An 11,860-nucleotide genomic window follows, 5' to 3' on the forward strand; every position below is an offset into this window, starting at 1 on the left:
CGGGCTCCCCCGCGTGGGGGAGAGGGCCCCCACTGGCGGGGGATGTGGGGACCTTTACGCGGGGACGAGCATGGCGGTACCAGAGCGAGCGAGAGGAACGACGATGACCGCCGGCCACCCCCGGAGCCTCCACGGCGTGCCCCGCCACATCAGATGGGCGGCCTACGCCGTCCCCCTGTGCGCCCTGCCCTCGGGGCTGTGGCGGATAGCGCTCGTCGCCGGCTGGCCCGACTGGGACCCCGGGCACGTATGGCTGCCCGGGGAGCGGTGGTACGTGCTCTCGCTCTCGCTGGTCGCCGAGTGCCTGGCGCTCCTCACCCTGGGGCTGGTCGCCCCCTGGGGTGAGCGGCTGCCCCGTTGGGTGCCTTTCACAGGAGGCCGGACGGTGCCGCTCCGCACGGTGGTGACCTGCGCTTCCGTCGGCGCCTTCCTGGTCACGGCGCTCGCCGCGTACGCCACTCTCAACCAGCTGTTCGGCTTCGTCCCCCCGCTGAACGACACCGGCGAGACCTTCGCGACCAGCGGCCCGGCCGCGTGGGCCCAGTGGGCCTGCTACGCCCCGATACTCGCCTGGGGGCCGCTCCTGGCGGTGGTGACCCGGGCCTACTACCTGCGCCGGACGCGTGGCGGGAGCGGGCGGCGCGTGAGGGTCATACGGGCAGCGTGAGGGTGAGGCGGACCGTGCCGTCCCCGGCGGGGCCGACGCGGACCGAGGTCAGGTCGGGGACGTGGGCCGTCGGGCCGTGCGCGGCGGCACGGGGGCCGACACCGATCACGCGCATGCCGGCCGCCAGGCCTGCCGCGATACCGGCCCCGGAGTCCTCGAAGACCACGCAGTCGGCCGGGTCCACACCCAGCTCGGCGGCGCCCTTGAGGAAGCCCTCGGGGTCGGGCTTGCTCGCCCCGACCGACTCGGCGGTGACCCGAACGGCCGGCATCGGAAGCGCGGCGGCCGTCATCCGGGCCTCGGCCAGGGCGGCGTCGGCCGAGGTGACGAGGGCGTGCGGCAGGCCCGCCAGCGACGCCATGAAGTCGGGGGCGCCCGCGACGGGGACCACGCCGTCGGTGTCGGCGGTCTCCCGCGCCAGCATCACCGCGTTCTCGGCGTGGTTGAGCTCCATCGGGCGCTCGGGCAGCAGGATCGCCATCGTGGCGTAGCCCTGCCGGCCGTGGACCACCTTCATGGCCTCCTGCGGATCCAGCCCGTGCGACAGTGCCCACTCGCGCCAGCACCGCTCGACCACCGCGTCGGAATTGACGATGGTCCCGTCCATGTCCAGGAGCAGCGCCCTGGCGGTGAGGACGGCGGTGGCGGTGGTGGTGCTGGCCGGCATCGGCGGGGCTCCAGACGGGTGGTTAAAGAGAACAAGTGGTTCCGTCCACCGGTCAGGGATTGCGGACGGAACCACTTTGTTTCTTCACGATACAAAACCTGGCGGGGTGCGCGCCACCGACGGCCGAGTGACTTATCCCTCCAAGGCGCTGCGGGTCGCCGGGCCGTAGACGCCGAAATCGTCCTCGTAGATCCCGTTCTCCAGCTGGAAGTCCGCCACCGCCCGCTCCACGCCGCGGCCGTACCGGCCGTCGAACCTGCCCCGGTACAGCCCCTGCTCCCACAGCAGCCGCTGGAGTTTTTCCACCTCGGGGCCCGAGTCGCCGGGACGCAACGTGGCGGGCTTCGCCGACTTCGCCGGGGCCGAGGGGCTCGGGGAGCGGGTCGCGGTGGGGGAGGGCGACGCCGAACGGGACGCGCTCGGGGAAGCGGACGCGGACGCCGAGCGGGAGGCGCTCGCCGACGGGGAAGGCGGGGCCGAGGCGGAGTGGCTCGCCGTCGGGCCTGAGGGCGCCTCGGACGGCACGGCCGGGGCGGACTCGGTGACGGGTGACGACGGCTTCGGGTCCACCAGCGCCGCGTCGTGCTCCCCGGACCCCGTGAACAGTACGAGGGCCACCGCCACCGCGCCGACGGCCACCGCCGCACCCGTAGCGGCCAGCAGCGGCAGCCGCCGGGAGCGGGCCCGCTCGGCGGGGCGGCCGTCGGGCCCTCGCAGGGGGACGGCCCGGAGCTGCACCGTCTGCTCCGCCGGCGGTACGGGTCCGGCCACGGGTGTCCCGTACGGCGGGGTGCCCGTCCCCTCCACGGGACCGGGTCCGGCGGGGACGGGCGGCAGCATGGCCGTCGCGGCCTCGTCGCCCCCGGCGGCGTGCCCGTGCGGTGCGATGTCCGGTCCCTGGGCCACCGGGCCCTCCCCGGCGGTGTAGGCGGGCCACGGAGTCGCCTCGGTCGCATACGGAACACCGGGCGGGTCCATGGGAGCGCCCGTCGAGCCGGCGCCGGTCCCGGCATCACCCGGCCGGGCCCCCGGCACGCTCGCGAGGAAGCCGGGTGTGGGAGCGGGCGCCGGGGGTTCCTGGGCAGCCGGGGGGACGGCCGGGTAGGGCGTGCCGGGGTCCGTGCCCGGGTGCGTGCCGCTGTCCGCGCCCACTACCCCGCCCCGGTCCGGGTCCGGTTGGGCCATGGCGCCGAAGACCGGTTGGGGGGACGGCGGGGTCTGGTCGGCCCCCGGCATGGCCACGTACGGCCGAATGCGCAGCGGGTTGAAGCCCACGCCCCGCGCGCACTCACAGCCGACGCCCACGGCGCCGCACTCCGGACAGCGCTCTGTGCTCACTGGTACCCCTCCCCTGGACATTGCCAGCGATTATGCAGACCCCTCCGGCCCCACCCAACCCTTCCGAGAGGCCATAACGGGACACACCGCTCAGGATGGAGATGTTGATCCGGCCTGAGGAGAGGAGGAGTCGATGGCTCAGGATGTGACCGCGTCGGCCAGGGGCCCGAAGCCCGCCGCCGAACACGCCTCACGCGAGGTGCTCGTCTCGATCGGGGCCCTGCTGCTGGGCCTGCTGATCTCCGCACTCGACCAGACCATCGTCTCCACCGCGCTCCCCACGATCGTCAGCGACCTCGGCGGCATGGAGCACCTGTCCTGGGTGGTCACCGCCTACATGCTGGCCGCCACCGCCGCCACACCGCTGTGGGGCAAGCTCGGCGACCAGTACGGACGCAAGAAGCTCTTCCAGGCCGCCATCGTCATCTTCCTGATCGGATCCGCCCTCTGCGGCCTCGCCCAGGACATGCCCCAGCTCATCGGCTACCGCGCCATCCAGGGCCTCGGCGGCGGCGGACTGATGGTGCTGTCGATGGCGATCGTCGGCGACATCGTCCCGCCCCGCGAGCGCGGCAAGTACCAGGGCCTCTTCGGCGCCGTCTTCGGTGCGACCAGCGTCCTCGGGCCCCTGCTGGGCGGCCTGTTCGTCGACCACCTCTCCTGGCGCTGGGTCTTCTACATCAACCTCCCCATCGGTCTCGTCGCGCTCCTCGTCATCGCCGCCGCCCTGCACATCCCGGTGCGCTCCTCCCGGCCCACCATCGACTACCTCGGCACCTTCCTCATCGCCTCCGTCGCCACCTGCCTCGTGCTCGTCGCCTCGCTCGGCGGCACCTGGGGCTGGGGCTCGGCCCGGATCATCGGACTCGCGGTCCTCGGCGCCGTCCTCCTCGTCGCGTTCCTCTTCGTCGAGCGGCGGGCCGCGGAACCGGTCCTGCCGCTCGGCCTGTTCCGGATCCGCACCTTCACCCTCTGCTCGGTGATCAGCTTCGTCATCGGCTTCGCGATGTTCGGGGCGATGGTCTACCTGCCGACCTTCCTCCAGGTGGTCCGGGGCGTATCACCGACCATGTCGGGCGTCCATATGCTGCCGATGGTGCTCGGCCTGCTGATCGCCTCCACCGCCTCCGGACAGATCGTCAGCCGCACCGGCCGCTGGAAGGTCTTCCCCATCACCGGTACCGCCGTCACCGCCCTCGGCCTCCTGCTCCTGCACCAGCTGAACCGCACCAGCTCCGACTGGGAGACGAGCGTCTACTTCTTCGTCTTCGGCATCGGCCTCGGACTGGTCATGCAGGTGCTCGTCCTCGTCGTGCAGAACGCGGTCAGCTACGCCGACCTCGGTGTCGCCACCTCCGGCGCCACCTTCTTCCGCTCCATCGGCGCCTCCTTCGGCGTCGCCGTCTTCGGCACGGTCTTCACCAACCGGCTCGACGACAAACTGTCCGACACCCTCGCGGGGGTCCCGCTGCCGCCCACCGCGACCCCGGCACGGCTTGAGGCCGACCCCCGGGCCATCGGCGCCCTCCCGCCCGAGCTGCGCCCGCGGGTGCTGGACGCCTACTCCTCCGCCATCACCGACGTCTTCCTCTACGCGGTGCCCGTGGTGCTGCTCGCCTTCCTCGTCTCCTGGTTCCTGAAGGAGGACAAGCTGCGCGCGTCCGTCACCGCACCCGATGTGACGGAGACCCTGGCGTCCAACCCCGTGCACCGTTCCTCGCACGAGGAGGTCGCCCGCGCGCTGTCCGTGCTCGGCACGCGCGAAGGCCGCCGCCACGTCTACGAGAAGATCACCGCGAAGGCGGGCTACGACCTGCTGCCCGCCGCGAGCTGGCTGCTGCTGCGGATCAACAAGTACGGCTCCGTCGAGCCGGCCGTGCTCGCGGAACGCACCGCCGTCCCGCTCAAGACCATCACGGAGGCGGCCCGCCAGATCGAGGAACGCGCTCTCGCCACCAGGGAAGGGCTCCAGCTCGTCTTCACCGACCGGGGCAGGGAGGTGGCGGCCCGGCTGGCGCAGGCGCGGCAGGAATCACTCGCCGAGCTGCTCGGCGACTGGTGGGGGCCCGACCGGCCCACCGACCTCGTCAAGCTGGTCGAGGAGCTCAACCGGGAGCTCTGCGGATCCGACTCCGAGGAGCCCTACGACGCGCTTCCGCGCCGGGACCACGCCCCCGCCTAGGAGGAGACGGCGGCGGTCCCGCCGTCGTCGAGGTTCTTCTCGAACCAGTGCTCGGCGTACGGCCCGGAGTTGTACGCGGGTATCTCCTGGTACCCGTGGCGCGCGTACAGGGCGCGGGCCTCCACCAGGTCCGAGCGGGTGTCCAGGCGCACGCGCGTGGCGCCCAGTTCGTGGGCGGCCTTCTCCAGGGCGGCGAGCAGGGCCGCCCCGCCGCCGGTGCCGCGGGCGCGCTGGTCCACGTACACCCTGGTGAGCTCGGCGGTGGCGGGGTCGAGCAGGCGTATTCCGCCGCACGCCAGGGGCCGCCCGTCGAGCCGGCCGACCACGAACTGGCCCGTTGGCGGCACGAGCCCGTCCGCCGGGTCGTCCAGCATCCCCTGGTCGATCTCGGCCTCGGTGACGGAGCGCTCCCAGTACCGCCCGGCGACCTCCGCGTAATAGGCGCGGCGCAGCGCCGTGGCGTCCGGGGTGGCGAAGGGCTCCGCGACCACCTCCCACCTGCCGTTCACGGTGGCCGTGGCGCCTGTCGTGGCGTCTGTCGTGCTGCCTGCCGTGGTGATCGAATTCCTGTCCATGGCGTCATTGTGCAGCGCCCGCCGAACCTCCCGCGTGGAATATCCACAGGCACGGGCTGATGATGAGGAAAGGTGTAAATCGCACAAGCGGAGGGTTGAACCGTCATGTCGGAGCATCCGGACTGTGCCCTGATCCGCCGCGGCTACGAGGCCTTCGGCAAGGGCGACATGGAGACCCTGGGCACGCTGATGACGGCCGACGTCATCCACCACGTGCCCGGCAACAACGTGCTCTCCGGGCACCACAAGGGCCGGGAAGCCGTCCTCGAGCTCTACCGCCGCCTCGGCGAGGAGACCAACGGCACCCTCCGGGTCCGCCTGGAGAACGTCATGGTGGACGGCCGCGGCCACGCGATCTCCGTGCACCTCGCCCAGGGCGACCGCGGCGACCGGGGCATCGAGATCCACGAGGGGCTCTTCTTCACCATCGTCGGCGGCAAGATCACCGACATCGACCAGTGCACCCAGGACATCGACGAGAGCGATGCCTTCTGGAGCTGACCGACCAGGAGCGCCGGGCGTCGGGCGTCGGGCGTCAGGCGTCAGGCGCCGGGCCGAGGCCGGTGGTCCCGGCCACGAACGAGCCGGACCAGAGGGCCCCGGGCGCCGAGGGGCCCCGGCCCGACGCCCCCGACGGGCGCGCCGGGTCCCTCCGTGCCCCTCGCCCCAAGGGGCCGTCAGGCCTTCTTCGGCGCCGCCTGCTGCACGACCTCGAACGACCACACCTGCGATCCGGAAGCAGCCGGCTTCGGCCGCTCACCGCCGGCCCCGCCCGCGCCCCCACCCTGGTGCGCGGCCTTCATCGGACCCTCCATCCACGCCTGGAAGTCCTCCTCCGACCGCCACCGGGTGTAGACGAGGTACTGGTCCGTGCCCTCGATCGGCCGCAGCAGCTCGAACCATTCGAACCCGTCCGAACCCTCCACGGCGCCCGCCCGCGAGGCGAACCGCTGCTCCAGCAGCTCCCGCTGCTCGTCCGGGACGGTCAGTGCGTTGATCTTCACGATGCTCATGGCCGCCATCCTAGGGATCCCGCCGGGATATCGTCGTCCAGGTAATGAAACGGGGCACGACGCGCGGCAGCCAGGCGAAGTCACAGTGGCGGTCGACAGGGCGGAGGGCGGCGGGGCGTGGCTGACGTGGCGGAGCGGGGCGGTGCCGGCGGGCATGCCGGGGTCATAGGCGGTAGCGGCCGGCCGGCGGCGGTGCGGCTCCTGCTGTGGGCGCTCGCCGCCGTACTCGGCGTCAGGCAGGCCGCCGCGGTGCTGCGCGTGCCACCCGGAGAATGGCTCGGCGGCTTCCAGTTCCCCGGCTCGCTCTACGACGCCGGGCAGTTCACGGGGACCCCCTTCGCCGGGCTCGTCCTCAAGCCGCTGGCCGCCCTCGCCGCCCCCTCCCTGGAGGTGGCCTGGACCTGCGTGACCGTGCTGCTCGTCGTCGCGACCGGCCTCGTCGCCGCGCGGGCGCTCCCCGGCCCCGATCCCAGCCCCGGCCCCGCTACCGCCCCCGCCCCCGTGCCCCGGCGCGCCGCGCTGCCGGCCGCGCCCTTGCTGGTCGCGCTGCTGCTGGTCTCCCTCCCCGTCCGCGAGGCCGCCCTGGCCGGGCGGACCGCCGTGCTGCCCGTGCTGCTGGTGCTCCTCGCCGTCTTCCGGGTCCCCGCGGGGCGGCCCGCCGGCTTCCTCGCCGGCCTCGCCGCCGCCCTCCAGCCGGCGCTGCTGCTCTTCGTCCCGCTGCTGTGGCTCATCGGCCGCCGCCCGGCCGCCAGGGCCGCCGCCGTGACCTTCGCCGGGGCCACCGCCCTGTCCTGGGCCTCGCTGCCGCGCGACTCGTGGACGTACTGGGTCGAGCACCTCGCCGGCACCGGCCTCGGCGGCGCTCCCGACGGCCTCGCCAACCAGTCCCTGCACGGCGCCCTCCTGCGCCTCGGCCTCAGTGGCCCCGGCGAGGTCGTCCTCGCCCTCGCCCTCGCCGCCGCCGTCGCCTGGCTCGGCCTGCGCCGTGCGGTCCGCTACGCCCGCGACGGCCAGCTGCTGCTCGCCGTCGCCGTCACCGGCTGCGTCGCCGTCGTCGTCTCCCCGGCCGGCTGGCGCCACCAGCTGCTCTGGGTGCTCCTCGCCGTGGCCGGCAAGGTGGGCAGGCGGGCGGCCGACCGTCGGGTGTGGCCCGTCGCCGTCGTGCTGGCCATGACCCTGCCGAGCGCCGTGCTGCTGCCCAACCTGGCCGCGCTCGCCCCCGTACGCGACAACGTGCCGCTCCTCGCGGCCCTGGCGGCGGCCTGCGCCGTGCCGTTCCTGCCGCGCTCCTCCCCGTACTGGCGCGAGCCGGTGCCCACCGTCTACGGGCGGCCCGCCGACGCGCGCTGGTCCCGCGTCCCGCTGCTGCCGTTCTGGCGGCGGGTCGCCTCGCGCCCCAACCTGCTGCTGGAACTCCTGCTGATACGGGTCGGCTACTCGGTCTACTCGCACATCCGCGCCGCCGCCCCCGCGAGTCGCTCCGTCGCCGAGGACAACGCCGGCCGGATCCACGGGATCGAGCGGGCGCTCGGCATCGACATCGAGTACGCCGTCAACCAGGCCGTGGTGAACACGCGCTGGCCGGAGGCCTTCTTCAACTTCTACTACACCTCCTTCCACTTCGTGGTCCCCCTCGGCATCCTCGCCGTCCTGTACTGGCGCAGCCCCGGCGACTACCGCTGGGCGCGCGCCTCCCTCGGGCTGGCCACCGTCCTGGCGCTGGCGGGCTTCTGGCTGTACCCGCTCGCACCGCCGCGCCTCATGCCCGGCCTCGGCTTCGTCGACACCGTGCACGGGGTGCAGGACCTGGCGAACCCGTCGTACGGGGCGATGACCGCGATCTCCAACCAGTACGCCGCGATGCCCTCGCTGCACTTCGGCTGGTCCCTGTGGTGCGGGGTCGTGATCGTGGTCCTCGCCCGCCGGCGGTGGCAGAAGCTGCTCGGCGTCCTCCACCCGCTGATCACGGTGTGCGCGATCGTCGCCACCGCCAACCACTGGGTGCTCGACGCGGTCGGCGGCGCGGCCGTGGTCGCCGCCGGCTTCGGGCTGGTCCACGTGCTGTCCGGGCCGCGCGGGCTGAAGGCGCCCCTTCCCGTGCAGCGCCGGACCGCCGGGGACCCGGTACGCGCCCCCGCGGCGTCGGGCCGGGCGTAGCGGCGACCACGGCTCCGCCGCGTCGGCGACCACGTCTCCGCCGCGTCGGGCCGGGCGTAGCGGCGGCGAGGGCCGGTGCCCGGCCGAGGTGCCTGGACGCGGCGCCCGCCGCGGTGATCCCGTCCTCCGGGGCCGTCACCACCGGGTCTGCTCCGGCGTCACCCGCCGGTGGCGGAATTGGCCGAAGGGGCGCCGGGGGCGTGGCGTCCCCGGCGCCCCTTCGGTGGATCGCCGCGTCCTGTCAGGATCGGCCAGGTCCCGTGATGCCGCCACCCGGGCCGGCCACCCGGCCGGCGGACGGCAGGGGCCGGGGCGTGGGTGGTACGGCCCCTGCCGTCCTGGTTCACGGGCCCGCCCGCGTCAGCGCGGGGTCCCGGCGGTCCGTCACCCCGCGGCGACCCGCAGCTCCTTGATGCCGTTGAGCCAGGCAGCCCGCAGCCGCCGCGGGCCGTCCGAGGCGGGCCGGAGGTCGGGCAGGGCGTCGGCCAGGGCGTTGAAGATCAGGTCGATCTCCAGGATGGCCAGGGACTTGCCGAGGCAGAAGTGCGGGCCTCCGCCGCCGAAGCCGAGGTGCGGGTTGGGGTCACGGGTGACGTCGAAGACGTCCGGGTTCTCGAAGACCTCGGGGTCGTGGTTGGCGGAGGAGTAGAACAGGCCGACCCGGTCACCGGCCTTGATCTTCTGGCCGCCCAGCTCGGTGTCCCGGGTGGCGGTGCGCTGGAAGGACACCACGGGGGTGGCCCAGCGCACGATCTCCTCCGCGGCGGTGGACGGCCGGGCCGCCTTGTACAGCTCCCACTGCTCGGGGTGGGTGAGGAAGGCGTGCATGCCGTGGCTGATGGCGTTGCGCGTGGTCTCGTTGCCCGCGACCGCCAGCAGCAGGACGAAGAGGCCGAACTCGTCGGAGCGCAGGTTGCCCTCGCCCTCCGCCGCCACCAGCTGCGTGACGATGTCCTTGGCCGGGCACTCCTTGCGCTCGGCGGCCAGGTTCATCGCGTAGCCGATGAGCTCCACGGCCGCGTTGGAGCCGACCTCCTCGGTGATCGCGTACTCCGGGTCGTCGTACGCGATCATCTTGTTCGACCAGTCGAAGATCCGGGAGCGGTCCTCCTGCGGTACTCCGATCAGTTCGGCGATGGCCTGGAGCGGGAGTTCGCACGCCACGTGCGTGACGAAGTCGAAGGAGCCGTCCGCCGAGGCCTCCCGCGCCTCCTCCACGATCTTCCGGGCCCGGTCGCGCAGGGCCCGTTCCAGGCCCCGGATGGCGCGGGGGGTGAATCCCCGCTGCACGATCTGGCGTACGCGGGTGTGCTCCGGCGGATCCATGTTCAGCATGATCAGGCGCTGGGCATCTATCTGTTCGCGCTGGATGTGCTCGTTGAAGCGGATGATCGCGGTATTGGTGGTGGAGGAGAACAGCTCGGGGTGCGTGGAGACGTACTTGACGTCCGCGTGCCGGGTGACGGCCCAGTAGCCCTCGTCGTCGAACCCGGTGACGCCCCTCCGCTGCGCGCACCACCACACGGGCGCCGTCTGCCGCAGCTGCGCGAACTCCGGGAGGGGGACCCGGTCCTGGAGGATGTCGGGATCGGTGGCGTCGAAGCCTTCGGGCAGCGCGGGACAGGGCATCGGGCGACTCCAAAGTCTGACGAAGGTCTGACGGCCCATCAGAAGTTGGCTCGAAGGTAGTAACGAGTTCTAGAACTCACAAGGGCTCTCACGGCAACTGTTGCGTGTGGAATCCGTGTAAGGCGGGTGCAAGACCCTTGCGTGCCCGGGGTCGAGGTCATAAGACTGCGGGGGATAACTAGAACGCGTACTAGTTCGTGCGGGGCAGTCGCCGGGACGGGCCCGCCACGCCGGCGCTGTGCAGAGAGTGCAGGAGAGGACGAGCTCATGGCCGCGGAACCCGTCATCGTCGAAGCCGTACGCACCCCCATCGGGAAACGCGGGGGATCCCTGGCCAACCTCCATCCCGCCTACCTGCTCGGCGAGACCTACCGCGAGCTCCTGGCCCGTACCGGAATCCAGCCCGACTGCGTCGAACAGATCGTCGGCGGCACCGTCACCCACGCCGGCGAGCAGTCCATGAACCCCGCCCGCAACGCCTGGCTCGCCATGGGCCTGCCGTACGAGACCGCCGCGACCACCGTGGACTGCCAGTGCGGCAGCTCCCAGCAGGCCAACCACATGGTCGCCAACATGGTCTCCGGCGGGGTCATCGACATCGGCATCGCCTGCGGGGTCGAGGCCATGAGCCGGGTCCCGCTGGGCTCCGGTTCCAAGCACGGGCCCGGCAAGCCCTTCCCGGACGAGTGGAACGTCGACCTCCCGAACCAGTTCGAGGCCGCCGAGCGGATCGCCCGCCACCGGGGCCTGACCCGCGAGGACGTAGACCGGCTCGGCGTGCTCTCGCAGGAGCGGGCCGCCACCGCCTGGGCCGAGGAGCGCTTCAAGCGGGAGACCTTCGCCGTCCAGGTGCCGACGACGGAGGAGGAGCAGGCCGCCGGTCAGGGCATGTGGCGGCTGGTCGACCGGGACGAGGGTCTGCGCGACACCAGCATGGAGGGCCTGGCCCGGCTCAAGCCGGTCATGCCGACGGCCGTGCACACCGCCGGGAACTCCTCCCAGATATCCGACGGCGCCGCCGCCGTGATGTGGGCGTCGCGCAAGATGGCCCGCGCGCTGAAGCTCAAGCCGCGCGCCCGGATCGTCGCCCAGGCGCTGGTCGGCGCGGACCCGCACTTCCACCTGGACGGCCCGATCGACGCGACCAGGGCCGTCCTGGGCAAGGCGGGGATGTCCCTCAAGGACATCGACCTCGTCGAGATCAACGAGGCCTTCGCCTCCGTCGTCCTCAGCTGGGCCCAGGTCTTCGGCCAGAACCTGGAGAAGGTCAACGTCAACGGCGGCGGCATCGCCCTCGGCCACCCCGTCGGCGCCACCGGCGCCCGGCTGATCACCACCGCGCTGCACGAGCTGGAGCGGCGCGACAGGGAATTCGCGCTGATCACCATGTGCGCGGGAGGCGCGCTGGCGACGGGCACGATCATCCAGCGCCTGTGAGTCCGGCTGCGGGCGCCCGCTGAATGAACCCCCTGGGAAGGGACGCGGAAGGCCCCGGTGGCCGGACCTGGGGAGGCCGGCCACCGGGGCCTTCGCGTGTCGTGGGGTGTTGCCGGCTTAGTACCAGTGGTTGGCCTGCCAGAAGTTCCAGGCGCCGACCGGGCTGCCGTAACGCTCGTTCATGTAGTCCAGGCC

At 72.9% G+C, this 11,860-nt stretch carries 11 protein-coding genes; 5 read left to right on the forward strand and 6 right to left on the reverse strand.

What is annotated here, in order from left to right:
• Positions 1–103: 103 nt before the first annotated feature.
• Positions 104–667 carry a hypothetical protein gene (locus ACZ51S_RS16225; RefSeq protein ID WP_468961125.1) on the forward strand — a complete coding sequence of 188 codons (564 nt, stop codon included), beginning with the start codon at positions 104–106 and terminating at the stop codon, positions 665–667.
• On the opposite strand, the gene ACZ51S_RS16230 is transcribed toward ACZ51S_RS16225, so the two are convergent.
• On the reverse strand, positions 651–1,334 hold the full coding sequence (locus ACZ51S_RS16230; RefSeq protein WP_468961128.1) for an HAD-IA family hydrolase: 684 nt from the start codon (positions 1,332–1,334) through the stop codon (positions 651–653). The genes ACZ51S_RS16225 and ACZ51S_RS16230 overlap by 17 nt on opposite strands.
• A 132-nt stretch (positions 1,335–1,466) precedes the next feature.
• Positions 1,467–2,672, reverse strand: a complete 1,206-nt coding sequence (locus tag ACZ51S_RS16235; RefSeq protein WP_468803982.1) for a peptidoglycan-binding domain-containing protein — start codon at positions 2,670–2,672, stop codon at positions 1,467–1,469.
• A 133-nt stretch (positions 2,673–2,805) separates the two neighbouring features.
• Between ACZ51S_RS16235 and ACZ51S_RS16240 the strand changes: the two genes are divergently transcribed.
• Positions 2,806–4,854: an MDR family MFS transporter gene (locus tag ACZ51S_RS16240; RefSeq protein WP_468479636.1), complete on the forward strand. Its 2,049-nt coding sequence runs from the start codon at positions 2,806–2,808 to the stop codon at positions 4,852–4,854.
• Here ACZ51S_RS16240 and ACZ51S_RS16245 read toward each other — a convergent pair.
• On the reverse strand, positions 4,851–5,429 hold the full coding sequence (locus tag ACZ51S_RS16245) for a GNAT family N-acetyltransferase (protein WP_468961130.1): 579 nt from the start codon (positions 5,427–5,429) through the stop codon (positions 4,851–4,853). The two genes, ACZ51S_RS16240 and ACZ51S_RS16245, sit on opposite strands and share 4 nt — an antisense overlap.
• Positions 5,430–5,534: 105 nt before the next feature.
• Here ACZ51S_RS16245 and ACZ51S_RS16250 point away from each other — a divergent pair, with 105 nt between their 5' ends.
• Positions 5,535–5,930 (forward strand): nuclear transport factor 2 family protein, encoded by a 396-nt coding sequence (locus tag ACZ51S_RS16250; RefSeq protein WP_388936090.1) that lies wholly within the window; start codon positions 5,535–5,537, stop codon positions 5,928–5,930.
• A 176-nt stretch (positions 5,931–6,106) separates the two neighbouring features.
• Here the strand turns inward: ACZ51S_RS16250 and ACZ51S_RS16255 are convergent, their stop codons facing one another.
• Positions 6,107–6,442 carry an antibiotic biosynthesis monooxygenase family protein gene (locus ACZ51S_RS16255; RefSeq protein ID WP_388936087.1) on the reverse strand — a complete coding sequence of 112 codons (336 nt, stop codon included), beginning with the start codon at positions 6,440–6,442 and terminating at the stop codon, positions 6,107–6,109.
• A gap of 117 nt (positions 6,443–6,559) precedes the next feature.
• Between ACZ51S_RS16255 and ACZ51S_RS16260 the strand changes: the two genes are divergently transcribed.
• Positions 6,560–8,599 (forward strand): phosphatase PAP2 family protein, encoded by a 2,040-nt coding sequence (locus ACZ51S_RS16260; RefSeq protein WP_468479638.1) that lies wholly within the window; start codon positions 6,560–6,562, stop codon positions 8,597–8,599.
• A 384-nt stretch (positions 8,600–8,983) separates the two neighbouring features.
• On the opposite strand, the gene ACZ51S_RS16265 is transcribed toward ACZ51S_RS16260, so the two are convergent.
• Positions 8,984–10,228 carry a cytochrome P450 gene (locus tag ACZ51S_RS16265; protein WP_468961133.1) on the reverse strand — a complete coding sequence of 415 codons (1,245 nt, stop codon included), beginning with the start codon at positions 10,226–10,228 and terminating at the stop codon, positions 8,984–8,986.
• A gap of 267 nt (positions 10,229–10,495) precedes the next feature.
• Between ACZ51S_RS16265 and ACZ51S_RS16270 the strand changes: the two genes are divergently transcribed.
• Positions 10,496–11,665 carry a steroid 3-ketoacyl-CoA thiolase gene (locus ACZ51S_RS16270; RefSeq protein WP_468961136.1) on the forward strand — a complete coding sequence of 390 codons (1,170 nt, stop codon included), beginning with the start codon at positions 10,496–10,498 and terminating at the stop codon, positions 11,663–11,665.
• Between the two features lie 117 nt (positions 11,666–11,782).
• On the opposite strand, the gene ACZ51S_RS16275 is transcribed toward ACZ51S_RS16270, so the two are convergent.
• Positions 11,783–11,860, reverse strand: a 78-nt coding sequence (locus tag ACZ51S_RS16275) for an aggregation-promoting factor C-terminal-like domain-containing protein (RefSeq protein ID WP_468479641.1), incomplete at its 5' end; no start/stop codon positions are given.

The sequence above is a fragment of the Streptomyces sp. NPDC034043 genome, from assembly GCF_055575675.1.